Raw genomic sequence first — 25,383 nt, forward strand, 5'->3', positions numbered from 1 at the left:
AACGATGGAAGCGCGCACTGCACCTCAGGTTCGAAGTGCCCGTGTCCACTGGATGGCATTGGCCGCGATGAGCGGCACGTCACTGTTGCGCTGTTGACTGCTACCCTGCTTCTGCGCCTCGGTACCCACGGGCCTTGACAGGATCCTCTCGCGATTGTGGATTGGCTGTTGCAGTCGTGTGAAGCTTGCTGAAGCTCGGCTATCGGCACGCATCGCCCATCGAGAACACTGCAGGCTCAGCGGGTTCGCGGGAGATTCGGTCCGCGAGCAGCCCGAACAACGTCGGAACAATCCTGTCCCACAGCAACAGCCGCAGATTGTCATGCTGCTGGATGCTCGCCGGATCCCACTCAATCCAGTCAGCACACTCTTCCTGGGCCTGAAAGCCTTCATCCGCTGCGTCTCGCATTGTACGACGCACGTGGCGCCCTGACCGTGAACCTTGGCTCACAAAGGTTCGGCCAGCGGACACACGAACCGGCATTCGACTCCAGCGCCGTCTGTTCCGGCCTGTCCGTCGTGAGCCTGCGGGATCTCCAGCGCTGCCTGCACATCCGCCAGAAGTTCCTGTTACCCAAACAACACGTACTCAGATTGAGAAAGGGGACGCCCGCAGCCGCGGGCGTCCCCTTCGTGTGTCATGCGGTGTCGGCTCACTCGTGCGTGTGGCCCGATTCCTTGCGGCAGCGCCAGGCGGGTGTCACGCCCAGCAGGCCATTCTCTTCGGCCAGCGACCCATCGGCTTCCAGCCAGGCGATGGCCTGGGCACCGTCCAGCAGGCTGCCGTCTTCCAGTGCGAAACCCCAGGGGCCGAAGGACTGATCCAGACGCTGGGCCAGGGTCTGGCGGTCCAGTCCCGCGGGCAGCAGGCCGATCAGCTTGAGGATCAGGTGGGGATGCACCGTGGCCATGGGGCGCCTCAGCTTTCCGAACTGGAATAGAGCTCGGTGACGTCGCGGTCCTGCTTGGGGGAATGGAAGCGGAACTGGTGTTCCTTGAGCTGCGGGTCGATCTCGGTCCTGATGTGCATGAGGTTGCGCCACATCATCTCGCGCACGAAACTGCGCAGCCCGCGGGTCGCCAGCTCGTGTACCTCGGGCGACAGGAAGAGCTTGAGGCGCCGCTCGCCGCTGCTGACCCGGAAACGCCGGATCCAGCGTTCCATTTCCGAGAGCAGGGTCTCGGGGCTGGGCACCAGACCGGTGCCCCGGCAATTGGGGCAGGTCTGGTGAAAGGTGTGGATCAGTGCGGGGCGCACCCGTTCGCGGGTCATTTCCAGCAGGCCGAAGCGCGAGAGCGGGGCAATGTCCCACTGGGCCCGGTCCTTCTTGAGCTCGTTGGCCATTTCCTGGTTCAGGGCCTCGCGGTTCTCGGCCTTCAGCAGGTCAATGAAATCGATCACCACCAGCCCGCCGATGTCGCGCAGCCTCAGCTGACGACAGATCTCCTTCACCGCGGCCAGGTTCACCTTCAGGGCATTGTCTTCCAGGTTGCGGCGCCGGGTGGCGCGCCCCGAATTGACGTCGATCGAGATCATCGCTTCGGTCTGCTCGATGAAGAGGTACCCACCGCCCTTGACCGGCACCCGGTGCTCCAGGCTGCGGGTGATGTCCTCCTCCACCCCGAAGGCGTCAAAGATCGGCCGCTTTTCCTTGTAGAGCTGCAGCGCGGGCAGCAGGGCCGGTTGCACATCCTTGATGTAGGCGTGCGTCTCGCGGTAGAGATCCTTGTTGTCCACCACCACGCGTTTCACGTCGCGCGTGAAGAGGTCGCGCATGATGCCCGAGACCATGCCCACGTCCTTGTGCACCAGCGCCACGGGCTCGGTGGAGTGCAGCTTGTCTTCGAGCTCCTGCCAGCGCTTGAGCAGATCGGCCAGATCCTGTTCCAGATCCTCGCGGCTGCGGTCCTCGGCCACGGTGCGGATGATCAGCCCGATGTGTTCGGGCCGGATCGCATGGGTGATTTCCTTCAGCCGCTGGCGCTCGCGGCGGTTGGCGATGCGGCGGCTCACACCCACGACCCGGTCGTTGGGAATGAGAACCATGAAACGCCCCGGCAGGGACAATTGGGTGGTGAGACGCGCACCCTTGTTGGCGATGGGTTCCTTGATCAGCTGCACGGCCAGGGGCATGCCGGCGACCAGACCCGGGTTCTCGCTGCTGCGCCGGGTGTGCGGACCGCCCTCGATGGGCTTGCCACGCCGCCAGGCCAGCGCGTTCTCGCGCACATCCGACCAGGGCAGGAAGCCGTCGGAGTCCTGGCCGATCTGGACGAAGGCCGCCTGCATCGCAGGCACGGTCTTGGCCACACGACCGATGATGATGTCGCCCAGAATGCGGTCCTTCTCGGGGCGCTCCACGAAGAGTTCGACCAGTCGCCCCTCTTCAAGAATGGCGACGCGGGTCTCCCGCGAGGTGGCGTTGATGACGATTTCCCGTTCGATCATGCTGTGTCACGGCGTTGGAGCCGTCGGGTCCTTCCTGCCCAGATCCTCGAATTCGCCGGGCTCGGGCCGGGAATCCTGCGGGGGCGGCGAGAATGTATTGAGCAGGCCGGTCTGCTGCAGCAGGCGAATCACCAACAGGACCAGGATCACGGGAACCAGCAGGCGAACGAGGGCGGCAATCACGGGACCTAGACTCCGGGGTTGTAGTACATGGTGCCCACCACGGGCTGCTCGAGCCGGCGGATCAGGCCACGCCGGTGCTCGGGGCTGTTGACGAAATCGATCTCGTTGCTGTTCACGATCAGCAGCGGCGAGCGTTTGTAGTTGAGGAAATACTGGTTGTAGGCTTCGTTGAGCTGCTTGATGTACTGGCGGTCCATGTTGCGCTCGTAACTGCGGTTGCGCACGCGGATGTGCTGCATCAGCCGGTCCACGCCCGCCTGCAGGTACACCACCAGATCCGGGGTGGGCACTTCGCGCTCGAGGGAGCTGGCCACCTTGTCGTACAGGGCCAGTTCCCTGTCGTCCAGGTTGAGGCTGGCGAAGATGCGGTCCTTGTCGAAGAGATAGTCACTCACCAGCACGCTCTCGAAGAGGGTCATCTGGGTGGCGCGGATCATCTGGTTGTAGCGCGCGAACAGAAAGGTCAGCTGCACCTGAAAGGCCCAGTGGCGCGGATCCTGGTAGAAGTCCTCGAGAAAGGGATTCTTGTGGGGCTCCTCCAGCACCAGCTGGCCTTTCCATTCTTCCGCCAGGAAGGTGGAGAGGCTGGTCTTGCCGGCGCCGATGACACCTTCTATGGCGATGGAACGAAGGGTGCTGGGTACCATGGCTCCTTCCTGGTCAGTTTGTTCGCCACCTGCGAGCGCACCGGCTCGTCCTGCAGGTGTTGCGCCAGCTGCCCGCCCGTGCGCTGGTCCGGCAGCCCGGGGTCCAGTTCCTGCAGGGGCTGCAGCACGAAGGCCCGTTCGCTCATCCTGGGATGAGGGATTTCCAGACCGGCCTGCTCGAGCTGCAGCAAGTGGCCTTCGTCGTTGGCCAGCAGCAGCAGGTCAAGATCCAGGGGGCGTGGCCCCCAGCGTTCGCCGGACACCCGGCCCGCCTCGCGCTCCAGCTCCTTGAGTCGGACAAGCAGCTCTCCCGGCGCTCGGGACGTCTGCAAGCGGGCCACGCTGTTCAGATGGTCGGGCTGCTCGCCCGGACCAATGGCCGCCGTGCGCCAGAGCGAGGCCAGGCCCGTGATCCGGTCGCCTTCCCGCTCCAGGGTTTCCAGGGCGCGGATGAAGGCCCGTTCCGGATCACCCAGATTGCCGCCCAGCCCCAGCCAGGCGATCACGGTGCCGTCTTCCCGGTCAGCAGGCGCGGGCTGACCCGGCAGATTTCCACTTCCACGAAACCGAAGAAATCGGGAATCGGCGGCTGGGGCTTCTGCACGCACAGCCGCAGAGCGTCCACCTCGGGGTGCGCGGCGAAGATCGCGTCGGCCAGCCCCTCCACCAGACGTTCCAGCAGGCTGAAACGATGGGCGGTAACCCACTCCATCACCAGCCGGTGCAGCTCGAAGTAGTTGAGCGTGTCACCCAGCTGGTCGCTGTGACCGGCGGTCGAGAGGTCCAGCCAGGCATCCAGGGACAACAGAAAACGCTGCCCAAGACTGTTCTCCTCGCGACGATGCCCGTGGTAGGCGTAGAACTGGATTTCGCGCAGCCCCACCCGGTCGCTCGTGCGCCGGATCTGCTGGAACAACTGACCTTGCATGCCAAAGTCCTGCTTTGGGTGGACGACCGCGCAATGTAGGATTGCCAGCCCATTCAGCTGCGGAAAATGATGCTTTCACGCGAGAACAGGTGCACGGCCACGCCAATCGCGATCACCGCATACACTGCGTTGGCCAGGAAGACCAGACCCATGGTGGGCAGCATGGCCCAGTTCTGCACCAGCACCTGCTTGAGCATCAGGGTCACATTGTACACGGGCACCAGAGCCGTGGCCCAGTTCAGTTCAAGTCCGGGGATCATCGACATCATCGAGGGAAAGATCACCAGCATCATCATGGGCGCCACATAGCTCTGGGCTTCCTTCATGCTGCGCGCGTAGAGGCTGACCATCAGCATCAGGGCGGCAAAGAACAGGGTGAAGGGCAGCAGGAAAAGCAGGGCCACCAGCGCCGCGAAGGGGCTGAGGCTGAACGAGGCCTGCCCGATCAGATCGATGCGCGAATTGAGATACATCAGAAAACCCAGCTGGCTGCCCAGGGTCACCACCGCACTGCCCATGCCCAGGGCCGAGATCGCGGTGAACTTGCCCAGGACCAGATCGACCCTCGAGACCGGATTGACCAGCAGGGTCTCGATGGTGTGACGCTCCTTCTCGCCGGCGGTCAGCTCCATGGCCGGATAGGCCAGGCTCTGCACCACCAGCACCAGGATCAGGTAGGGCAGGAAACGCGCGATCATCTCGGACTTGCGCCGCTCCTCGGTGGCCACATCGTACTGACGGATCACCCAGGGCTCCAGCGCCCGTTCGCTGATGCCTTCTTCGGCCAGCCAACCGCTGAGCTGCCCGCTGCGCAGGTGTTCCAGTCCGGCCACCAGTTCGCGGGCGGCGAGCTGGGCTTCATCCTTGGTGCTGTTGTAGTACAGGTGCACAGCGGGCGCGTCCTGCGCCCCGGACTGGCGCAACTCCACGAAGGCAGTGGCCAGGCTGCTGTCGCATTCCAGCACAAGGGTGGCCAGGCCCCGCGCGATCAGGCTGTCGGCGGGCAGGGCCGGGTCCGGGTCGGGCGTTTGCTCGAGCCGGGGAGTCTGTTCCAGCAGGCTGGCCACACCGGGGGCGGACTCGAGCTGGCGCACCACGAGGGGAATGGTTTCGGTCTGCAGCTTGTTGATCTGGTTGCGGGCCACCAGCACCATCCCGCCGATCAGCAGGGGCATGGCGAGCACGGGTACCAGAATCGTGGAAATCAGAGTGCGGCGGTCACGCAGCAGTTCCAGGATTTCCTTGGCCGCCACCAGACGGATTGTCGGAAAGTGCATCACTCAGGTCCTTGTCGAATGTGCGGGGTCGGAAGTGTTCCATCCAGCTCAGGTGGGCACCCTCGAAGGCTGCCAGGGTGCGCCCCAGGCGCGGCGACCGGCTCTGCTCGCCCAGTTGGCGCGGGTCCTGCACGAACAGCTCCACCACGTGTTCCATGCTGATGTCGGTCAGCGGACGGCCGGGCAGCAGGCTCTCGTGGCCTTCCACGTCTCCGCGTACCAGCAGGCCACTGGTCTCAAGCGACTGCAGCACGGGGCGCAGTTCATTCAGCGGTATCGCCAGACTCTGGGCCAGCCTTTCGGTCCCGATGCGCCTGCTCTCCCTGAAGGCGCAGGCCACCTCGTTCATGCAGGCCAGCCCGATCAGGTAGTAGGGAATGCGCCCCTTGGCATGGTAGTCGCGCATGCGCAGCAGGGCGTGGCGGTTCTGGATCACGTAGGTCATCTCGGCGCCCACCAGGGTGATCACCCAGGAGACATAGATCCAGATCATCAGCAGCGGCAGTGCCGCCAGCGAGCCATAGACCAGGTTGTAGTTGCCGGCGCGCAGCGTGTACAATGCGAAGCCGTACTTGGCGAACTCCCAGGAAATGGCGGCGAAGATCGCTCCGCCCGCGGCGGGCAGTGCCCGGACCGTGGTGTTGGGCAGCCCCCAGTAGAGAAACCAGAAGCCCAGGCTCTGCACCATGATCGGCACCAGTCGCCCACTGGAATGCCGCATCCAGTCGGGCAGCACGTCCACCAGGGCGATCACGCTGGCCTGCCCCGAGAGGAAGATCGCCAGGCCGGCCAGAATCGGCAGCAGGGTCATCAACAACCAGTAGCGGCTGACCCGCTGCAGGATGCCGCGATTGCGCGAGACACGCCAGATGCCGTTGAAATCCTTCTCGATGGTCGTGACCAGTGAGTATACACCCATGGCCAGGAACAGCGTGCCGAAGAGACCCAGGGTGCCCAGATCCAGATTGTCGAAGATGCCGGCCAGTACGCGTGTGACACTTTCGGAGCCTGCGGGCGAGAGGAACTGGTTCAGCAGCGGCAGCAACTGCTGCTCGAGCCAGTCAAAGCCTCCCACCAGTTTGAACAGCACCACCACCAGCCCCAGCAGCGGAATCAGCGAGAGCAGGGTGGCATAGGCCAGCGCGCTGGCGCGCACCAGCCCGCCCGTGCGGAAGAAGTTGGTCAGGCTGCCCGCGATGAGCTTGATGGTTTCCAGGCCCACTTCCCAGGGCCGGCGGGAAATGTCCAGCAGCAGGTCGCCGCCGGCAGCCACGTCCACTTTCCAGTCGGCCATGCGTTTCATTCTTCCCCCACCACCGAGAGGAAGATGCCGTTCAGATCACGGGAGCCGTGGCGGTCCATGATCTCGTCCAACGGCCCCTGCTCCACCGTGCGCCCGCGGTGCACGAAGGCCAGGTCGGCACACAGCGCTGCCGCCTCGGAGAGGATGTGGGTGGAAAAGAGCACGGTGCAGCCCTTCTGGGCGCTGTGGCGGATGAACTCGACCACCGAGCGGCTGCTGAGCACGTCCAGCCCGCTGGTGGGCTCGTCCAGCACCACCACCTGGGGATCGTGGATCACGGCCCGCGCGATCGAGCACTTCTGCTTCTGCCCCGTGCTGAACTTGCCCACGCGGCGGTCCAGGAAGGAGTCCATGTCCAGCAGAGTGCTCAGTTCGCCGATGCGCTCGTCGATGCGGGTGTCACTCATGCCCTGCAGGCGGCCGAAGAAGCGCAAGGTCTCGCGGGCGGTCAGGCGGGCGTAGAGCTGGGTGTCGCCGGTGAGAAAGCCCAGACGTGCGCGCACCTGCTCGGGGTGCTGACTGGCGTCCACACCGTCCACGCGCACCATGCCGGCGTCGGCCCGCAGCAGGGTGGCGATCACACGCAAGGTGGTGGTCTTGCCCGCGCCGTTGGGGCCCAGCAGTCCGAACACACGGCCCGGATGGGCCTGCAGGCTCACCGAGCTGACCGCTTCCACGCGCTGGCGTCCGCTGCCGAAGGCTTTCTGAAGTCCGTCCAGCTCGATCATCGCTCAACGCCCCCTTTCCAGGAAACTGTTGTTCTTCAGCCGGCGGGTCCAGTTGGGATCGAAGTACTCGCCGGCAAGCGTCGAATGGACCAGCTGGTACTCCCCATAACCGACGTCGTCGACGAAAATGAAGACCACCCCCCCCTGCATGTCCGGGTAGTACCAGATCTCGAAGGGTGCCAGCCGCCCCAGGGCCGCTTCCGATTCTCCGGGTGCCGGATCGCTGAAGGGATCGGCGGAGAAATTGCGCAGCAGATCCGAAGCGTCCACGCCCATTGAAAGCAGGCGCTCGAAGCGGATGCCCGCCTGATTGGTATCGATTTCGCGGGGTACCCCCTGGCGCACCAGCACCCGGCCGCGGTCGGTCTTCCAGCCGGGTGCACGGCTGCTGGTCCAGCGTGTGTCGGCCAGCGCCAGACGCTCGCGGAACTGGATCAGGGCCTCGTTTTGGCGCGTGCGCGGGTCCGAATCACGCCGATCCCAGAATTCCTTGAGGAAGGTCCGGCGTTCCACCAGGTCCGAATTCTCCCATTCGATCTGTTCGCGCGCGTCGGCCAGCAGGCTGCTGCGCTCCCAGAATTCCAGCAGTTCTCCCACCGGCATGTTCTCGAATTCGTTCTCCGTGATCCGTCCGGGCAGAGGTGCGGCGTCGGGATTGAGCATCCAGAAGGACTTGCGCGTTGCGGCCAGCACGGCTCCCCCGGGGGATTCCAGGCGGGCCTCCAGCAGCCAGGCTCCCGAGGGCAGATCGGACACTGGCACCGCGATCGGGCGCAACTGGCTGCCCGTGGGCAGGTTGGCCTCGTGTTCCAGCTCGCGCACCATGAACTGGTTCTCGTCCAGCAGGCGCAGGCTGTAGACGGTGCCGTCCCCGGGCAGATCATACAATTCGATCAGACCGTGAACCACCGAGAGACGTGCGTCATACAGCAGGTCGGCGTAGGGCACGCAGCGCCAGCCACGATGCAGGAATGGCCCGTCGTCCGCGGGTTCGGGCGGGATCACCGACAACCGCATGCCCGACAACATCGGCGGACGTGGCACTCCGGCAACGCGCGCGGAATCCTGGCCGGCACCATCGGCCACCGGTTCCGGCACGGTGATCCGCCGGTCGCGCGTGGCCTTGCCACCGCCTTGGTTCTCCAGTTCCACCCGGATGCGCAAGGCTCCGCCGCTCACGGGCAGCCGCACCAGCAGTGGCAGCTTCTGGCCCGCCAGCAGCGTGCCGGGATCGCAGGCATCATCGAGCACGATGGTCGTGTCGGCGACCGTGTCCAGCTGACGCTGGAGGTAGACCCGCAACATGCTGCGCGCGAACAGGCCCTGCTCATCGGAGTTCCAGTCGAGGGACGCGCGATCGACCAGCAGCATCACATCCAGCACCCAACCGGATTCGGCTGAGGCATCGGCCCGGAACAGGCTGGCGTCCACGCTCAGCGCGGGCGTGTTGCCAATGGCCATGGCCCTTGCGCCGAACCAGAGCAGCAGGACCAGACACGATGCGGACATACGGCTCACGCCAGGGCCACCTTCTCGGCTTCTGAGAACTGCACCGACACCAGCGAACTCACGCCCGGCTCGGCCATGGTCACACCATAGAGCGACTGGCCGTACCCCATGGTCTTCTTGTTGTGCGTGATGATGATGAACTGGGTCATCTCGCTGAATTCCTGGATGATGTTGTTGAAGCGCCCGATGTTCATGTCGTCCAGGGGCGCGTCCACTTCGTCGAGGATGCAGAAGGGGCTGGGCTTGACCATGTAGATCGCGAAGAGCAGCGCGATGGCGGTCAGCGTCTTCTCGCCGCCGCTCATCAGGGTCAGGGCCTGGATCCGCTTGCCCGACGGGGTGGCGCTGATGTTGATCTTCGCCTCCAGCGGGTCGCTGCCGTCCATCTCGATGGTGGCCATGCCCGTCTTGAACAGCTTCTTGAACAGGTAGTCGAAGTTCGTCTGGATCTTGCTGAAGGCTGCCATGAACAGCTCTGTGGCCACGCGGTTGATGCGTGTGATGGTCTCCTTGAGCATGGCTTCCGCCTCGAGCAGGTCGGTGAGCTGCTTCTGCAGGAAATCGAGCCGTCGCTTTTCCGTGTCGTATTCTTCAATGGCCAGCAGATTCACCGGCCCCAGCCGACGGATCTGCTCACGCAGCTCTTCGACCTCGCGCTTGATCGCCGCCGTGTCCAGGTCCAGCAGGGCCGCCAGTTCCTGGGGGTCGGTCACCACGGCCAGCTCGGTCTGGTGATCGCTTTTCGCCCGCTCGACCAGTGATTCCAGCCGGATCTGGATTTCCGACAGTTCCAGCTGGGCCGAGTGCAGGCGCGTGGTCAGCTCGTCCTTGCTGCGGTGCAACTGGTCCTGCTCGCGGTGCTTTTCCTTCTGGCGCTCCTTCAGCTCCAGCAGACCTCCGCGCAGGCGGTCCAGCTCCTGCTGCTCGCGAGTGCGCGCCTCCTCCAGCATCACGAGGGTCGATTCCCGGGTCTCGCTCTCGGCTTTCAGGCGGGCCAGTTCCTGCTGGTGCTGGCTGCGTTCGGCCGCCATGCGCTCCAGTGTCTCACGCCCTTCGCGCAGGAACTGGACCAGGTTTTCCTCTTCGCGCTGCAGGTTCTCGATGCGCATCCGGTGCTCGGTGGCCTGCAGGCGTGCCGACCCCGCCCGTTCGACCAGCTCGCGGTTCTCGGCTTCCAGTTTCTCCAGCAGACGGAACAGTCCGGCGGCTTCGTCCTCGTTCGAGGACTTCTCGATCTGCAGGTCCTCGATCTGGGCCTTCAGGCTGCGTTCACGCTCTTCCTCGGAGCCGCAACGGCGTACCAGTTCTTCTCGGTTGCGGCGGGCGCTTTCCACATCCTTGCTGAAATTCTGCTCGGCAAAGTCCAGCTGCGCGTTGCGGGTTTCCAGGTCACGCAGGGTCTTGCGCAACTCATCCAGCCCCTGCTCCTGCTCCCGCACCTGGGCACGCACGCCCTCGAGTACGGTGCGCTGCTGCTCGATGGCGTTGGCGCTGATCTGCAGCTCGCCCTCCTGGTCCGTGATCTCACTGGCCAGGGAATCCAGCTGATAGCGCAGGCCCAGATGGCTCTGATCCTGCTCGGGGCGCAGGCCGCGATGCCAGGTGGCCGGAGGCCTGAACCAGGTGCCCGCGGGCGTCACACAGAAACTGCCGGCGGGCAGGTTGATCTCCTGCAGCCCCTCGAGCGACTCCGTCAGCCAGCAGTTGGCCAATACCAGCTCCAGCAGGGGACGCACCGCATCCGTGCAGCGCACTCCCTCGGCCAGTGGCTCAAGACCCGGGGCCGGGGCCGCCTTGCGCGTGACGGAAGGAAGTCCCTCGAGGATCACGAAGGTGCAGTCGCCCTTGCCGCTGGCCTCGAGCCAAGCGGCCGCCCGTTCGAGGGCCGCGCGGTCCCGGACCACGATCCACGAGGCGGCGTCGCCCATTCCGGCTTCCAGGGCGCGGATCCGGTCCTTCTCGCTGTGCACCAGATTGCCCAGGGTGTCCAGCACGCCCTCCAGTTTCTGCTGCAACACGGCGCGCGCACCGCCGGGCACGCCTTCGAAGCGCTGCAGAATGCCCTCGAGGAACTGGCGGCGGCTGGTGGCCCCGCGCAGCTCGTTGCGGCGGCTCTCGAATTCCTTTTCCTTGTCACGCAGCACACGCTCCGCGGAGGCCAGTTCCACGCGACACTCTTCCAGAGTGGCTTCCTGGGCGATGCGAGCGGCCTGTGTCTCCCCCAGTTCCTCGCCCAGGCTGGCGCTCTTCTCGCGGCGCAGGCTGGAATCGAGGCGCGCCAGGCGCTCTTCCTCGTCCAGGTCGGCAATGCGCTGGTGCAGGCTGTCCACGTTGGCCGAGACACGCGCCAGGTCCGACTGGTGACGCGAGAGACGTTCGATGCGCTGCACGATCGAGGAGCGGGCGGTGTCGGCCTGGCGACGGATCTCGCCCAGGCGGGTGCTGCTGGCGCGTGCCGCGTCTTCCGCCTCGCGCTGCATGCCGGTCAGGTCCCCGCCGGCGGCCTCGGTCTCCTGAAGACGCGCACGCGTGCTCTCCAGAGTGGCGCTGCTCTCGCCCAGACGCTCTTCCAGGCGTGTGCTCTCGGTGCTCAGCCGCAGGCAGGCCTGGTCCAGGGCGCGTGTGCGTTCGCTGGACACCAGTTGTTCGCGTTCGCCCGTGCGCAGACGGCTCATGGTATCCTTGAGCCGCTCTTCGGCCTGGTCGCGCTCGGTCTCGGCGCCCAGCACCTGATTGTCCAGTTCCGTGTCGCGGCTGCCGGCTTCGGCCAGCCCCAGCTCGATCCGCTGGAGCTCCAGACGCAATTCGCCCACCGCCTGCTCCAGTGGATCACGGCGCAGCATCAGCTGGTTGAACTCGGCCAGCGCCTGACGCAGTTCCAGCTCGGTCAGCCGTGTGTCCCATTCGCGGTAGCGCTCGGTGCGCCTCACCTGACGCTTGAGCGTGCTCACCTGGCGTTCGCCCTCGCTGACGATGTCTTCCAGGCGCAGCATGTCGGTGCGGGTTTCCTCGAGCTTGCGCAGGGCGGCACGACGACGGTGCTTGTACTTGGTGATGCCCGCGGCTTCCTCGAAGAGGTAGCGGCGCTCATCGGGTTTTTCCGAGAGCAGCTCCTCCACCATCTTGAGCTCGATCACGCTGTAGGAGTTGGGGCCCATGCCCGTGTCCATGAACAGGTCGGTGATGTCCTTGAGCCGGCAGGGCACACGGTTGATCAGGTATTCGGATTCGCCCGAGCGGTAGAGCCGTCGGGTGAGCGTGATCTCGTTGTACTCCATCGGCAGGATGTTGCGGCTGTTCTCGATGGTCAGGCTGACCTCGGCCATGCCCATGGCCTTGCGGTTGCGTGATCCATTGAAGATCACGTTCTCCATCTTGTCGGAGCGCAGCGTGCTGCTCTTCTGCTCCCCCAGCACCCAGCGGATCGAATCGAGGATGTTGGTCTTGCCGCAGCCGTTGGGCCCCACCACGCAGGTGACGCCGTTGTTGAAATCGACGATGGTCTTCTGGGCGAAACTCTTGAATCCCAGCAGTTCCAGGCGGGACAGATACATATGAGAACCTCTACGTGAATGTCGTCAGGTCGGCTGGCCCGAAGGCCAGACTGCCCGGTGCCGCCAATGGCGGCCGGGGCCGGATCGCACCCTCAGGGACGCGGCTTCCAGAGGAGTGCGTCACCCCGGTTTGAAAACCCCGGAGATACCGGGGCTTGGGTTGGGCGGAAGGACCGGGCAAAAGTAGTGTTTGGAGGGCTGGGAACCTGCGCCGGAGCTGTGGGTGCCCTCAATCCGGGCCTCGATCAGCGTGCGGGTGACTGTTCCCTCAGCCGCGCGTTCCGCCGCGGGTGTCGGTGCGCTCGGAAGGATCTTCGCTGGCCGCGGCGTCGTTCGTGGACTCCCGGCCGTCTTCCTCGTCCCCCCCGGTGGCCTTGCCCAGGGAGTCGTCCTGCGCTCCGTCGCTGACCGGCTCCTGCGGACGAGGCTCGCGCAGCACCAGCACGCAGACCAGCACGGACAACTCGTACAGCAGCCAGAGCGGAACGGCCATCACCAGCTGGCTGACCGGATCGGGCGGAGTGAGAATCGCGGAGATGACCAGAATCACCACGATGGCATGGCGACGATACTGGCGCAGGGTATGCTGGGTGACCAGCCCCATGCGCGCCAGAATCCAGATCACCAGCGGCAGTTCGAAGATGATTCCAAAGGCCAGCAGCATCTGGGTGACAAAGCCGATGTAGGCCGAGAGCGACCACTGGTTGCTGACCTCGGCGGTCGCGAACTGCAGAAAGAAGCCCGTGGTGTAGGCCAGAATCTGGAAGCCGAAGAGCACGCCCGTGAGGAACAGCAGGGTTGCCACGCTGATGAAGGGCAGGGCGGCTCGGCGCTCATTCTCGTGAAGGCCCGGGGAGATGAAGCGCCAGAGATGCCAGAAGTTGAGCGGGCTGCTGACGATCAAGCCCGCGAAGAGGGCCAGCTTGAGCTGCACCACGAAGCCTTCGGTGGGGCGCAGCAGCACCAGCGATCCTGCCCCGCTGCCGATGGTGGCGGCCGCCTTGACGAAGGGCGAGAGCAGGAGATCACGCAGGCTGTCGGACAGTGCGTAACAGGCCACCATGGCCACGACGGTGGTGATGGAAATGTGGAACAGGGTGGTGCGCAGCTCGTCCAGGTGATCCCAGAAGGTCAGGGCCGGGCCCTCCGGGTCGGCGCTCATGCCGTGACCGATGTTCCAACGAGGCTTTCGAGCAGCAGGCGACCGTCTCCGTTGCCCAGCACGGTTTCCGCGTTGCGCTCGGGATGGGGCATCAGGCCCGCCACGTTGCCTTCGCGGTTGCAGACTCCGGCAATGTTGTTGCGGCTGCCGTTGGGATTGGCTTCCGGACTCACCTGCCCCTGCTCGTCGCAGTAGCGGAACAGGACCTGGCCGTTGCGTTCGAGCTCGGCCAGAGTGGCGTCATCGGCATGATAGCGGCCACCGTGATGCGCGATGGGCATGCGCAGGCGCTGGGCCGGATGACAGGCGCGCGTGAAGGGACTGTCGGTGCGTTCCACGCGCAGGTGCACGTCGCGGCAGAGGAAACGCAGTCCGTCGTTGGTGAGCAATGCGCCGGGCAGCAGACCTGCCTCGGTCAGAATCTGGAAACCATTGCAGATGCCCAGCACCAGTCCACCCGCATGGGCGTGTCGGATCACGTCCTGCATGATCGGGCTGAAACGCGCGATGGCCCCGGTACGCAGATAGTCACCGTAGGAGAACCCACCGGGCACCACCACCAGCTCACAGTCGCCGATGCTGGTTTCCTTGTGCCACAGCAATCGGCAGGGCTGGCCCAGCACCTCGCGGAAGACCCACTGGGTATCGGCGTCGCAGTTGGAGCCCGGAAAGACGACAATGCCCACTTTCATCGGCCATTGCCCTCGAGCACGGTTTCTGTGCCGTCGGCCGCGACGCGGACCAGGCTCAGCGAGTATGTTTCGGTATTGGGATTCACCAGCAGGCGCTCGCAGACCTTGCGCAGTTCCTCATGGAGACTGGCCGGTTCGGAGTCTTCGGGGTAGCTCAGTTCGATGTACTTGCCCATCCGGCAATTGTCGGGATGGCGGAACCCCAGACTGTCCATGGCATGGGCCACCGTGACGCCCTGGGGATCAAGGATGCCGCTCTTCAGTGTGACACGGATACGGGCCTGCAGCATGAGAGTATTCCTTTGAGGGTCAGAAGGAGGAATTGTCGGGCATGTCTTCCTCGTCGGGCGCACTGTGACGCAGCAGGTTGAGAAAGTGGCGACCGACACAATAGAGCACGTAGCTGAGCACGATCGGGAAGAGCACCTTGGCCTGGAACAGCAGGATACTGGCCAGAGTGCCCAGCAGCATCAGCAGCAGCACCTTGTTGCGTCCACTCTCCCTGAAGGTGAGGCGGGGCATGGGATCCACGGGAACCCGGCTGACCATCAGCAGGCTGCAGAGCAGGACCAGCGGCAGCACGAAGGGACGCAGCACCAGCTCGCCCCAATGGGCCTGGTTGAAGAGAATGAAGGTGGCGATGAGACCGGCGCCCACCGGAATGGGCATGCCACTGAACATGGGCTTGCTGCTGCTCTCGGTGCTTTCCATGTTGAAGCGCGCCAGGCGGAAGGAGCCGAAGATCAGCGGCAGGCTGGCCACCAGAATGCCCAGCAGCCCCCAGAAGCGCCCCTGCTCGAACCAGCCCTGGAAGTAGGCGTGGTAGATCAGGATGCTGGGTGCGAGCCCGAACGAGACCACGTCGGCCAGGCTGTCCAGTTCCATGCCGAAGTGGCTCTGGCGGTTCATCTTGCGCGCCAGTTTGCCGTCGAGGGCATCGAAGATCGCCGCGATGATGATGAACCAGGCGGCCTGGGTCAGCCCGAAGGACTCGCCGCCACTGCTGCGCACGACGGCCACCACGGAGGCGAAGCCGAAGAAGATGTTGCAGAAGGTGATCAGGTTGGGAAGGCTGAGAGGAACGCTCATGGAAGTTCTCCGATCTGGGTGTTGCCGGCCAGGACGCGGTCACCCAGGTTGACCTGGATGCGGGCGTCGGCGGGCAGGAAGTGATCCATGCGCGAACCCAGCTTGATCATGCCGTAGCGTTCGCCGCGTGCCAGGCTCTGGCCCGGCTGGACCCAACCGACGATGCGGCGGGCCAGAAATCCTGCAATCTGGGTCTGGGCGATCCGGCGGGGCATGCCGCGGGAGTCCAGGACATCCAGCACCAGGGTGGAAGCCTCGTTCAGTTCCGAGGACTTCTCGTTGAATGCCATCAGGTAGGCACCGGGGCGGTACTCCACCCGCACCACCGTGCCGGCCAGCGAGGCCCGGTTCACATGCACGTTCAACGGGCTCATGAACACACTCACCTGCACCGCGGGACCCTCGAACCAGGCACAGCTCTCGAGCTGGCGGATCTGGATCACCCGTCCGTCCGCTCCCGAGAGAACCGCCCCCGGAGCCGCATCGCTGTGGCGTTCGGGATCACGGAAGAACCAGGCGAGAAACAGCCCAAGGAACGCGAACAGCAGGGTCGGCAGCCAGAACCAGTTGCCCACCGAGACCACTCCCCAACCACTGACGAGCGCCAGCAGCAGGAATGTGGCCACGGGAGTCCGGCCTTGGGGATGCAGTGTCACGCTGGCACCCCCGCAACGGGTCCGGAACCCCGGCGTTCGGTGGCAGGCGCTGTGGTCTTGGTCACTCCGTGTCCTGTCGTCTGGTTCATGCTGATTCCGCCCGGGGCCGGAAGACCATGACCGTTGCATGCCCGCGCCATGCGCTCAGGCAATCACGCGTTCCTGGAGACTGCGATAGGTCTCCTCGAAGATCGCGGTGCCCTGTTTCTGGCTGTCGAAGTCCAGCTTCTTGCGGGTCTTGCGATCCCAGATGCGGCAGGTGTCGGGGCTGATCTCGTCGCCGATGATCAGACTGCTGCCGCTCTTGCCGAATTCGAGCCTCAGCTCGACCAGCAGCAGACCACGTCGGTCGAAGAAACTGCGCAGGATCGCATTGGCTTTGCTGGCGATGCGGTGCATGGTGCGCATTTCTTCGACGGTGGCCAGTTTGAAGGCCAGGCAGTGGCTGTCGTTGACCATCACCATCTGGCCCTGGGCGTGCTTGCGATAGAATTCGATCACCGGATAGTCCAGCACGGTTCCCTCGGCGACTTCGAAACGCTCGCAGAGATCGGCGGCCGCCACATTGCGCACGTGCACCACCAGCGGCACCATCTCCAGCCGGCGCACCAGCAGGCTGTTGGGCCCCTTGGCCTCTTCGAAGTGAGTGGGAATGTTGTAGCCACTGAGATAGCTGAACAGCTTGAGGCAGATCGAGGCGCAGATCTCGCCCTTGCCCTCGAAGGAGGCCTTGCGTCGGCCGGTGGGAGTCTGCACCGTGTCGGTGAATTCCATGGAGCAGAATTTCTCGTCCGCGACGGTGGAGAGCTTCTTGGTGGCTCCCTCGGCGATGATCTGTGGCTTGGCCACGGCCCCTCCTTCAACTCCAGTGGAATCCGGGCCGTGGGCCGGCGCGCGGTGCGGAACGGCAGCCCCCGGTCCGGGGCCGCAGAAAGTATGAATCGACCGAAGCAAAGTCAACGTGGCTGGAAAACCAGAACCCACGCCCATTAATCAAACTTCATTTCTTGTCGTCATTGCGGAGCAAGATCGCAGATTGGCCGCCCGAGCGCTGGCCCGATGGCTGGCTTCAGCCGTCGCGCCCCTGACTTCCGGCTTCAGCCGAGAGCGCGATCGTGAGCACCTGTCCGCCCCGGAAGACCTCCAGCACGATCCGATCGCCCACCTTGATGTCCTCCTCCACCAGGATCTGGCGGGCGCGGCTGACGTTGTCCACCAGCTTGCCGTTGATCCGCAGGATCACATCGTCCTTGCGCAGTCCGGCCTGGGCCGCGGGGCTCTCCTGAATCAGCGAAACGACCCGCACTCCGGCACTTCCCGGGAATCCCAGGCGCCGCAGGTCGGCGGGCGTGAGGTCCATGATGTTGATCCCGGTCCAGACATCGCGGTTGACGAAACCCTGAGTGAGCAGGTCGTTCACGATCGAGACGATCCGGTTCACGGGAATCGCGAATCCCAGTCCGACACTGCCTCCGTTCTCGGAGTAGATCATCGTGTTCACGGCGATCACTTCGCCGCGCACATTGACCAGCGGCCCTCCCGAGTTGCCCGGGTTGATCGCCGCATCGGTCTGGATCATGTCCTTGTAGATCCGGTTGTTGTCATTCAGACCGAAGTTGCGCCCCTTGGCGCTGACCACACCCACCGTCACGCTGGGCCGGCTGTCGGCGAACAGCCCGTAGGGATTGCCCAGGGCGATGACCCATTCCCCGATGATCAGGCTGTCGGAGTTGCCGAGCGCCACCGTGGGATAATCGCTGCCCTTCATGCGCAGCACGGCCAGGTCGGAGAGGTGATCGCTGACCAGGAGCTCGGCCTGCTCGGCCCGTCCGTCGGGCAGTGTCACCAGTATCTGGGTGGCGTGTTCCACCACGTGTTCGTTGGTGACCACGATGCCGTCGGAGGTGAGAATGAACCCCGTGCCCATGTTCTCCACCGGACGTTCCACCACCCGGTCGGGGAAGAACAGTCTGAGAAAGGGATCGGAATAGGGACTGCGCTCCACGCGCCGCTGGACCTGGGTCACGTTGATGCCCACCACGGCCGGCTCGACGCGAGCCACCGCCGCCGTGATCAGGCTGCCCGTGACACGCGAACTGCCCAGAGACAGGCTGTCAGCCACGACCACCACGGGATCTCCGGCACCCGGCCCACGCACGGGAAAGAGATCGGGCAGCAGGGCTCGCAGCAGCCACAGACCCAGGGCGATGCCAAGGGCAATCCAGATGCCTTCGAGGAAGCGGGTGAAGAACTTCATGGTCTCCGGGTGGAAAACGGGACGACTCCGGTTCGCTGCTCGGTGTCGCTCAGGCCTTGGGGACCGACTCCCAGTCCTTGAGGAACTGCTCGATGCCCTTGTCCGTCAACGGGTGACGCGCCAGCTGCTGGATCACCTTGAAGGGAATGGTGGAAATGTCGGCGCCCAGGCGGGCCGACTCGAGCACATGCATCGAGTGACGGATGCTGGCCACGATGATCTCGGTGGAAATGGCGTAGGCGTCGAAGATCTGGCGAATCTCGGCGATCAGAGCCATGCCGTCCTGACCGATGTCGTCCAGACGTCCCACGAACGGACTGACGAAGGAAGCGCCCGCGCGGGCGGCCATCAGCGCCTGGATCGAGTTGAAGATCAGGGTCACGTTGGTCTGGATGCCCTCGTTGGCCAGCGCGCGTACCGCCTTGAGACCCTCGGTGGTCATGGGAATCTTGACGCAGACATTCTTGTGCAGGGGCGCCAGTTCGCGGCCTTCACGGATCATGCCCTCGGCGTCCAGGCTGACCACTTCGGCGTTGACGGGACCATCCACTTCTTCGCAGATCTCGAGAATCACCTCGCGGAAGGGGCGCCCGGTCTTGGCGATCAGGGTGGGATTTGTGGTCACACCGGCCAGCAGGCCCAGGCGATTGGCTTCACGGATCTCGTTGATGTCCGCGGTGTCAATGAAGAATTTCATGGATCGGTCCTTTCTGTCCGGTGTGCCAGATCCTGGCCGTCCGGGAACTGTGTGTTCTGTCTGTCTTCGTACTGATCCTGTCGTGGCGAGCGCGATATGCCTTCCCAGTAGACACAGGGCGGCAACACCGTCTCGGAAGCGCTGTTCACCTCCCCGGGACGCAGGCCGGTGCGGAAGCGCGCGTAATCCACGCGGCAGAGGTGCAGGCCCTCGGGTGGGGCCAGCGGTCCGCAGAGATCCCGGCGACCGGTGGCCAGAATCTCTTCCATGCGCTCCACCGGAAAGGAACCACGGCCGATCTCCACCAGGGTGCCCGTGATGCCGCGCACCTGGCTGTGCAGAAACCTGTCGGCGCGCAGGTGCAGATGCAGCTCCTGTCCGCTCTCAAGCAGTTCGGCCCGGGCGAACTCGCAGGTCGCGGTGGGCGGCAGGCTGCGAGTCACGCAGAAGCCCCGGCAGTCGCGTGTACCGCTCAGTGCCGCCAGTGCCTCACGCATCCGCCCGATGTCCAGCTCATGATGTACACACCAGGCCCTCCGCCGGACGAAGGGATCGGGGCCGCGGCGCAGGCTGTAGCGGTACTCGCGGGCCTGCGCGCTGTAGCGCGCGCTGAAGCGCTGGTCTTCGAACTCGTGCAGACGGTAGACAAGCACATCCTCGGGCAGCACACGCCGCACGGATTTCAGCAGGCGTTCACGCGTCACCAGGGTTCGTGCGGGGAAACTGCAGAGACTGCCTTCGGCGTGTACGCCCGTGTCCGTGCGCCCAGCACCGGTGAGTGTGATCTTCTGGTCCAGAATCCGGCAGAGCCAGTCCTGGATCGTGCCCTGAACCGAGCGCTGGCCCGGCTGGATCTGCCAGCCCACGAAATCCGTCCCATCGTAGGCGATTTCCAGGGCGAAACTGCGCTCGGGCAGCAGCGTCATCGGAGAGAACCCTTGCTGTGCGTCGGATTCCGGCCCACTGGGCGCGTGACTCCGGTATTGATTTGCTGCCGTACCGACCTGCCCGATCACCTGGCTTGACGGCCCGGCCCCCAATGTAGTCGAACGCCACCGTAAGGGAAACTCCGGCCAGGCCGCCGCTGAGCTGCCCGGCGGCCCTGTCAGCATAGCCCGGCTCCGTTCAGCGCACGTGCAGGGCAAACAGGTAAGCGCACCAGACCAGCCCCAGCGCCAGTGCGAGCAGCTCGCCGGTGGCCAGCCGGAAACGCCGCAGGCTGACCGGCCGGGTGAGTGGATCGCAAGCCCGGCAGTGCAGGGCGGTCTGCAGGTCATCCGCCCGGTCCAGAGCCGCCTGCAGAACGGGCAGGGCCAGACCCGCCAGATGGTGCACCCTGGCCATACCTTTCGGAGGCGTGGCCAGGCGGATTCTGCGGGCGCGCTCGATCCAGCGGCTCTCCTCCTGGATCACGGGCAACAGCCGCCAGGCCAGGGTCAGGGTAAAGACCCAGCGCCGGGCGGGCAATCCAATGCGGGCCAGGGGCTCGGCACCCAGTTCGAGCACATCCAGTACGTCCTCCGGTCCCGCCAGACGGGCGAAGATCAACGAACAGGCCAGCAGCAGCAGCAGGCGCACACTGATGAACAGTGCGGGCACCAGCCCCGTCTGCACCCAACCCTGCCAGCCCGTGGTGCCCCACAGGGGAAGCAGCAGCAGGAACAGCAGGTTCAGGGCCACCATCCAGCGAAAGCCCAGGAGCGCCAGGCCCAGTTCCCGGGCAGACATCCGCGACACGGACAGCCCCAGCGGCAACCAGAGAAGGGCCGGCAGGAGCTGGAGCGGGGTGTCCAGCAGCAGCAGGCTGGCCAGAACCAGCACGCACAGTGGCAGCAGGATGCGGGGATTCACATTCATCCTGGTTCCTCGGTTGACCGGTCAGCTCCGGCAGTACCCGAGCATTGGCGGCCAAGAAAACCGCCCGTTCCTGGAGGGAACGGGCGGCAGGAAATCCATACTGGGAGCGAAGGTATCAGTCGTCGCTGTCCTGGGCGATGCTGGCATCGGCCAGGGCTTCGGCAGCGGCGGCGGCAGCCAGGGCTTCGGCCTGCTGGCGGCGCAGATCCGGGTCCTCGACATGCAGCAGCTCGTAGTGCGCCAGGCCCGTGCCCGCGGGAATCAGGTGCCCCATGATCACGTTCTCCTTCAGCCCCACGAGGCGGTCGGTCTTGCCCCGGATGGCGGCTTCCGTGAGCACGCGCGTGGTTTCCTGGAAGGACGCGGCGGACACGAAACTCTCGGTGTTCAGCGCGGCCTGGGTGATGCCCATCAGCACTGGCTCGTAGATCGCGGGCTCCGCGGGACGGGTCGTGGGTTCCACGCCGCCTTCGTTGCTGATGCGGTTCAGCTCGTCGGCCAGGCGCTCGCGCGTGATCACGGCCCCAAGACGGAAACTGCTGTCGCCCACTTCCTCGACCACCACCATGTTGTGGATCTCTTCGTTCTGGTGGAAGAAGCGGTGCTTGTCCACCATGTCGTTCTCGAGATACTCGGTGTCGCCCGGTTCGGTGATGCGCACCTTCTGCATCATCTGGCGAATGATCACCTCGATGTGCTTGTCGTTGATGGTCACACCCTGGGTACGGTACACATCCTGGATCTGGTTCAGCAGGTACTCCTGCACCTTGTTGGGTCCCAGAATCTTGAGGATGTCCTGGGGCACGCTGTTGCCTTCGGACAGGTTGTCGCCGGCGCGCACCACTTCGCCGTCGTGGACTTCCACGTGCTTGGCGGCGGGCACCTTGTAGGTACGGGCGTCGGCGAAGTCGGGCACCACGGTGATCTCGCGGAAGTTGGCCTTGATCTCACCGGTCTTGACCTTGCCGTCGATCTCGGTGATCACGGCGGGATCCTTGGGCTTGCGGGCTTCGAAGAGCTCGGCCACGCGGGGCAGACCGCCCGTGATGTCCTTGTTCTTGGCCGACTCACGCGGCTTCTTGATCAGGGCCGCACCCTGGGAGATGCTGTCGCCTTCCTTGACCATCAGGTGGCTGCCCACCGGCGGGATGGTGCTGCCCACCTTGTTGCCCTTCTCGTCCACGATCAGAACCATGGGCGTGAGCTTGCGGTTCTTGGAATCGATGATGACCAGGGTCTTCTTCTCGCTGACTTCGTCGATTTCCTCGCGATAGGTCACGTCGGGCTGCATGTTCTCGAACTTGACCAGACCGCTGGCCGGGCTCAGGATGGTCACATTGTGGGGATCCCACTCGTAGATCGTGGTGCCTTCCTTGATCTGCTGACCGTCCTCGACCTTGATCTCGGCGCCATACGGCACGTTGTACTTGGCCAGGGCGCGATTTTCCTTGGCGTCCACGATCAGGATCTCGCCGTTGCGACGATTCGTGACACGCACGCCGTCGTTGCGCTCGGTGGTGTGAATCTCCTCGAAGTGCACACGGCCATTGTGACGGGCCTTGATTTCGGCATCCTTCGACGCCAGGCTGGCCGCACCACCAATGTGGAATGTGCGCAGGGTCAGCTGGGTACCGGGTTCGCCGATGGACTGGGCGGCCATCACGCCCACGGCCTCGCCCACATGGACCAGATCGTTGGTGGTCAGGTTGCGACCGTAACACAGGCCGCACACACCACTCTGCAGCTCGCAGGTCAGCACGCTGCGGATGCGCACCCGGTCGATCACCAGGTTGGCGATCTTCTCGGCCAGCTCCTCGTCAACCATGGTGTCGGCTTCGGCAACCATGGCTCCGCTGGCGGGATCGGTGAGATCCTCGGCCAGCACACGACCAAGAATACGGTCATGCAGCTGCTCGGTGACTTCCTCGCCTTCCTTGAGGGCTTCGACTTCAATGCCCATGATCGTGCCGCAGTCGTGGGCACGAATGATCACGTCCTGGGCCACGTCCACCAGGCGGCGGGTCAGGTAGCCGGCGTCCGCGGTCTTGAGTGCCGTATCGGCCAGACCCTTGCGGGCACCGTGTGTGGAGATGAAGTACTCCAGCACCGACAGGCCTTCCTTGAAGTTTGCCGTGATCGGGCTTTCGATGATCTCGCCCTTGCCGCCCGTGAGACGCTTCTGGGGCTTGGCCATCAGGCCGCGCATGCCGGCCAGCTGCTTGATCTGGTCGTTGGAGCCTCGCGCGCCGGAATCGGCCATCATGAACATCGGGTTGAACCCGTCCTGGTCTTCGGCCAGCTTGCGGTTCAGCACCTTGGAGAGGCGGATCGAGGCGTGGTTCCAGGTGTCAATCACCTTGTTGTACCGCTCGCCGTCTCGCATGAAGCCCATCTGGAAGGCTTCCTGGATTTCGTCCACTTCCTTCTGGGCCTTGTCGATGATCGTGTGCTTCTCATCGGGGATCAGAATGTTGGAGAGACCGATCGAGGTGCCGCTGCGGGTGGCCTCGGTGAAACCCAGTTTCTTCAGCTCGTCCAGGAAGTTGGCCGTGATACCGTGGCCCACGCTGTGGAACACGGTGAAGATCAGCTTCTCCAGCGCCTTCTTGCCCATCGCTTCGTTGAAGAAGTGACGGCCGCGCACCTTGGCGGGGATGATCTGATTGAACAGCACGCGTCCGGGAGTGGTCTCGACATGCGTGCCGTTCTCCAGGCGGAACTGGATCTTCGCATGCAGTTCCAGGCTGCCGTGATGCAGGGCGGCACGCAGCTGGTCCAGGTCGCCGAACTTCTTGTCCTCGCCCCGGCGGCCGGGACGCATCTTGGTCATGTAGTAACAGCCCAGCACCATGTCCTGCGAGGGCACCGTGATCGGGCGACCGCTGGCGGGGTGCAGGATGTTCTGGTTGGCCAGCATCAGATACTTGGCCTCGAGCTGGGCCTCGAAACTGAGCGGCACGTGCACGGCCATCTGGTCCCCGTCGAAGTCCGCGTTGAAGGCGGAACAGACCAGCGGGTGCAGCTGGATCGACTTGCCTTCCACCAGCAGGGGCTGGAAGGCCTGGATGCCCAGACGGTGCAGGGTGGGCGCGCGGTTGAGCAGGATCGGATGGGCCTGGACGATCTCCTCGAGGATTTCCCAGACGAAACTGGGCGCGTCCTCGATGATGCGCTTGGCCTTCTTGACCGTGGGGGCCTTCATCTGGTCCAGCAGGCGCCGGATGATGAAGGGCTTGAAGAGCTCGATGGCCATGTATTTGGGCAGACCGCACTGGTGCAGCTGCAGCTCGGGCCCCACGGTGATCACGGAGCGGCCCGAATAGTCGACTCGCTTGCCCAGCAGGTTCTGGCGGAAACGCCCCTGCTTGCCTTTCAGCACATCGGAAAGGGACTTCAGCGGGCGGTTGCCGTCGCTGCGCACGGCCACGCTGCGGCGACCGTTGTCGAAGAGGCTGTCCACCGCTTCCTGCAGCATGCGCTTCTCGTTGCGCAGGATCACCTCGGGCGCCTTGATCTCGATCAGGCGCTTGAGGCGGTTGTTGCGAATGATCACGCGACGATAGAGGTCGTTCAGGTCGCTGGTGGCGAAACGTCCGCCTTCCAGGGGCACCAGCGGGCGCAGATCGGGAGGAATGACGGGCACGATGTCCATCACCATCCACTCGGGCTCGTTGGGAATGCCCTCGAGCTCGGCTCCGTGCTTGAAGGCCTCGATCACACGCAGACGCTTGAGCGCCTCGTGCTTGCGCTGGACGCTGGTCTCGTTCTTGACCTGGTGGCGGAGCTGGTGTGACACCAGGTCCACATCGGTGGCGGCCAGCAGGGTCTTGATCGCCTCGGCACCGATGGACCAGATGAAGCGATCGGGATCGTCTTCAGCCAGTTCCCGGTTGTTGGGATGCTCGGCCAGATAGGCTTCGATGTCCGCGTCACTCACCAGCTGGGCACTCTTCCATTTGGACAGGCCGGGCTTGATGCAGACGTTGCTCTCGTAATAGATCACCTTTTCCAGGTTCTTGACGGTCATGCCCAGGAAGTAGCCGATCTTCGAGGGCAGACTGCGGAAGAACCAGATGTGCACCACGGGCACGGCCAGGGTGATGTGACCCATGCGCTCGCGGCGGACGTCCTTCTTGGTGATCTCGACACCGCAGCGGTCACAGACGATGCCCTTGTAGCGCCGTCCCTTGTACTTGCCGCAGTGACACTCCCAGTCCTTGACCGGCCCGAAGATCTTTTCGCAGAACAGGCCATCCTTCTCGGGCTTGTAGGAGCGATAGTTGATCGTCTCGGGCTTGGTCACCTCGCCCCTGGACTCGGACATGATCATGTCCGGCGAGGCGAGGGTAATGGTCAACCGGGGTGTTGTGGTCAGTTCCTGCTCCACGCGAACCT

At 64.4% G+C, this 25,383-nt stretch carries 22 protein-coding genes; all 22 read right to left on the bottom strand.

What is annotated here, in order from left to right; translation table 11 throughout:
• Positions 1 to 653: 653 nt before the first annotated feature.
• Positions 654 to 911, bottom strand: a complete 258-nt coding sequence (locus H6678_01140) for a hypothetical protein (protein MCB9472396.1) — start codon at positions 909 to 911, stop codon at positions 654 to 656.
• Positions 912 to 919: 8 nt separating this feature from the next.
• Entirely contained in the window at positions 920 to 2,449 is a 1,530-nt protein-coding gene (locus H6678_01145; protein ID MCB9472397.1) for an Rne/Rng family ribonuclease, read from the bottom strand.
• 6 nt (positions 2,450 to 2,455) lie between these two features.
• Entirely contained in the window at positions 2,456 to 2,632 is a 177-nt protein-coding gene (locus H6678_01150; GenBank protein ID MCB9472398.1) for a hypothetical protein, read from the bottom strand.
• Positions 2,633 to 2,637: 5 nt separating this feature from the next.
• On the bottom strand, positions 2,638 to 3,279 hold the full coding sequence (locus tag H6678_01155; GenBank protein ID MCB9472399.1) for a deoxynucleoside kinase: 642 nt from the start codon (positions 3,277 to 3,279) through the stop codon (positions 2,638 to 2,640).
• Positions 3,246 to 3,785, bottom strand: a complete 540-nt coding sequence (gene folK, locus H6678_01160) for a 2-amino-4-hydroxy-6-hydroxymethyldihydropteridine diphosphokinase (GenBank protein MCB9472400.1) — start codon at positions 3,783 to 3,785, stop codon at positions 3,246 to 3,248. The genes H6678_01155 and folK overlap by 34 nt, the downstream gene beginning before the upstream one ends.
• On the bottom strand, positions 3,782 to 4,207 hold the full coding sequence (gene folB, locus H6678_01165) for a dihydroneopterin aldolase (GenBank protein ID MCB9472401.1): 426 nt from the start codon (positions 4,205 to 4,207) through the stop codon (positions 3,782 to 3,784). The genes folK and folB overlap by 4 nt, the downstream gene beginning before the upstream one ends.
• Before the next feature lie 53 nt (positions 4,208 to 4,260).
• Positions 4,261 to 5,484: an ABC transporter permease gene (locus tag H6678_01170; GenBank protein MCB9472402.1), complete on the bottom strand. Its 1,224-nt coding sequence runs from the start codon at positions 5,482 to 5,484 to the stop codon at positions 4,261 to 4,263.
• A complete protein-coding gene (locus H6678_01175) occupies positions 5,426 to 6,787 on the bottom strand; it encodes a YihY/virulence factor BrkB family protein (GenBank protein ID MCB9472403.1) in 1,362 nt (453 codons plus the stop codon). Before H6678_01175 ends, H6678_01170 begins: the two co-directional genes overlap by 59 nt.
• Positions 6,784 to 7,515, bottom strand: a complete 732-nt coding sequence (locus H6678_01180; GenBank protein ID MCB9472404.1) for an ATP-binding cassette domain-containing protein — start codon at positions 7,513 to 7,515, stop codon at positions 6,784 to 6,786. Before H6678_01180 ends, H6678_01175 begins: the two co-directional genes overlap by 4 nt.
• Positions 7,516 to 7,518: 3 nt before the next feature.
• On the bottom strand, positions 7,519 to 9,033 hold the full coding sequence (locus H6678_01185; protein ID MCB9472405.1) for a GWxTD domain-containing protein: 1,515 nt from the start codon (positions 9,031 to 9,033) through the stop codon (positions 7,519 to 7,521).
• Entirely contained in the window at positions 9,030 to 12,578 is a 3,549-nt protein-coding gene (gene smc / locus H6678_01190) for a chromosome segregation protein SMC (GenBank protein MCB9472406.1), read from the bottom strand. The genes H6678_01185 and smc overlap by 4 nt, the downstream gene beginning before the upstream one ends.
• Positions 12,579 to 12,846: 268 nt before the next feature.
• Positions 12,847 to 13,740, bottom strand: coding sequence for a twin-arginine translocase subunit TatC (gene tatC / locus H6678_01195; protein ID MCB9472407.1), 894 nt, complete (start codon positions 13,738 to 13,740; stop codon positions 12,847 to 12,849).
• Positions 13,737 to 14,432: a phosphoribosylformylglycinamidine synthase subunit PurQ gene (gene purQ, locus H6678_01200; protein ID MCB9472408.1), complete on the bottom strand. Its 696-nt coding sequence runs from the start codon at positions 14,430 to 14,432 to the stop codon at positions 13,737 to 13,739. The genes tatC and purQ overlap by 4 nt, the downstream gene beginning before the upstream one ends.
• The gene (purS, locus tag H6678_01205) at positions 14,429 to 14,722 is read right to left on the bottom strand and encodes a phosphoribosylformylglycinamidine synthase subunit PurS (protein ID MCB9472409.1); all 294 of its coding nucleotides are present in this window, start codon (positions 14,720 to 14,722) and stop codon (positions 14,429 to 14,431) included. Before purS ends, purQ begins: the two co-directional genes overlap by 4 nt.
• Positions 14,723 to 14,741: 19 nt before the next feature.
• Entirely contained in the window at positions 14,742 to 15,521 is a 780-nt protein-coding gene (pssA, locus tag H6678_01210; GenBank protein ID MCB9472410.1) for a CDP-diacylglycerol--serine O-phosphatidyltransferase, read from the bottom strand.
• A complete protein-coding gene (locus H6678_01215; GenBank protein MCB9472411.1) occupies positions 15,518 to 16,306 on the bottom strand; it encodes a phosphatidylserine decarboxylase family protein in 789 nt (262 codons plus the stop codon). The genes pssA and H6678_01215 overlap by 4 nt, the downstream gene beginning before the upstream one ends.
• 15 nt (positions 16,307 to 16,321) lie before the next feature.
• Positions 16,322 to 17,026 carry a phosphoribosylaminoimidazolesuccinocarboxamide synthase gene (locus H6678_01220; protein MCB9472412.1) on the bottom strand — a complete coding sequence of 235 codons (705 nt, stop codon included), beginning with the start codon at positions 17,024 to 17,026 and terminating at the stop codon, positions 16,322 to 16,324.
• A 220-nt stretch (positions 17,027 to 17,246) separates the two neighbouring features.
• Positions 17,247 to 18,434, bottom strand: coding sequence for a trypsin-like peptidase domain-containing protein (locus H6678_01225; GenBank protein MCB9472413.1), 1,188 nt, complete (start codon positions 18,432 to 18,434; stop codon positions 17,247 to 17,249).
• 49 nt (positions 18,435 to 18,483) lie between these two features.
• Positions 18,484 to 19,131, bottom strand: a complete 648-nt coding sequence (fsa, locus tag H6678_01230; protein MCB9472414.1) for a fructose-6-phosphate aldolase — start codon at positions 19,129 to 19,131, stop codon at positions 18,484 to 18,486.
• Complete coding sequence (gene truA / locus H6678_01235) at positions 19,128 to 20,057, bottom strand: tRNA pseudouridine(38-40) synthase TruA (GenBank protein ID MCB9472415.1); 930 nt, start codon at positions 20,055 to 20,057, stop codon at positions 19,128 to 19,130. The genes fsa and truA overlap by 4 nt, the downstream gene beginning before the upstream one ends.
• Before the next feature lie 199 nt (positions 20,058 to 20,256).
• Positions 20,257 to 20,988: an energy-coupling factor transporter transmembrane protein EcfT gene (locus H6678_01240; protein ID MCB9472416.1), complete on the bottom strand. Its 732-nt coding sequence runs from the start codon at positions 20,986 to 20,988 to the stop codon at positions 20,257 to 20,259.
• Between the two features lie 115 nt (positions 20,989 to 21,103).
• Positions 21,104 to 25,375: a DNA-directed RNA polymerase subunit beta' gene (gene rpoC / locus H6678_01245; protein ID MCB9472417.1), complete on the bottom strand. Its 4,272-nt coding sequence runs from the start codon at positions 25,373 to 25,375 to the stop codon at positions 21,104 to 21,106.
• Between the last annotated feature and the right edge of the window lie 8 nt (positions 25,376 to 25,383).

The organism is Candidatus Delongbacteria bacterium (genome assembly GCA_020634015.1).
Lineage (GTDB): Bacteria > CAIWAD01 > CAIWAD01 > CAIWAD01 > CAIWAD01 > JACKCN01.

Excerpts from the sequence above, each read along its gene's own strand:
- H6678_01140 (MCB9472396.1), bottom strand. The coding sequence starts at position 911 with ATGGCCACGGTGCATCCCCACCTGATCCTCAAGCTGATCGGCCTGCTG.
- H6678_01145 (MCB9472397.1), bottom strand. The coding sequence starts at position 2,449 with ATGATCGAACGGGAAATCGTCATCAACGCCACCTCGCGGGAGACCCGC.
- H6678_01155 (MCB9472399.1), bottom strand. The coding sequence starts at position 3,279 with ATGGTACCCAGCACCCTTCGTTCCATCGCCATAGAAGGTGTCATCGGC.
- folB (MCB9472401.1), bottom strand. The coding sequence starts at position 4,207 with ATGCAAGGTCAGTTGTTCCAGCAGATCCGGCGCACGAGCGACCGGGTG.
- H6678_01170 (MCB9472402.1), bottom strand. The coding sequence starts at position 5,484 with ATGCACTTTCCGACAATCCGTCTGGTGGCGGCCAAGGAAATCCTGGAA.
- H6678_01175 (MCB9472403.1), bottom strand. The coding sequence starts at position 6,787 with ATGAAACGCATGGCCGACTGGAAAGTGGACGTGGCTGCCGGCGGCGAC.
- H6678_01180 (MCB9472404.1), bottom strand. The coding sequence starts at position 7,515 with ATGATCGAGCTGGACGGACTTCAGAAAGCCTTCGGCAGCGGACGCCAG.
- smc (MCB9472406.1), bottom strand. The coding sequence starts at position 12,578 with ATGTATCTGTCCCGCCTGGAACTGCTGGGATTCAAGAGTTTCGCCCAG.
- tatC (MCB9472407.1), bottom strand. The coding sequence starts at position 13,740 with ATGAGCGCCGACCCGGAGGGCCCGGCCCTGACCTTCTGGGATCACCTG.
- purQ (MCB9472408.1), bottom strand. The coding sequence starts at position 14,432 with ATGAAAGTGGGCATTGTCGTCTTTCCGGGCTCCAACTGCGACGCCGAT.
- purS (MCB9472409.1), bottom strand. The coding sequence starts at position 14,722 with ATGCTGCAGGCCCGTATCCGTGTCACACTGAAGAGCGGCATCCTTGAT.
- pssA (MCB9472410.1), bottom strand. The coding sequence starts at position 15,521 with ATGAGCGTTCCTCTCAGCCTTCCCAACCTGATCACCTTCTGCAACATC.
- H6678_01215 (MCB9472411.1), bottom strand. The coding sequence starts at position 16,306 with ATGCAACGGTCATGGTCTTCCGGCCCCGGGCGGAATCAGCATGAACCA.
- H6678_01225 (MCB9472413.1), bottom strand. The coding sequence starts at position 18,434 with ATGAAGTTCTTCACCCGCTTCCTCGAAGGCATCTGGATTGCCCTTGGC.
- fsa (MCB9472414.1), bottom strand. The coding sequence starts at position 19,131 with ATGAAATTCTTCATTGACACCGCGGACATCAACGAGATCCGTGAAGCC.
- truA (MCB9472415.1), bottom strand. The coding sequence starts at position 20,057 with ATGACGCTGCTGCCCGAGCGCAGTTTCGCCCTGGAAATCGCCTACGAT.
- H6678_01240 (MCB9472416.1), bottom strand. The coding sequence starts at position 20,988 with ATGAATGTGAATCCCCGCATCCTGCTGCCACTGTGCGTGCTGGTTCTG.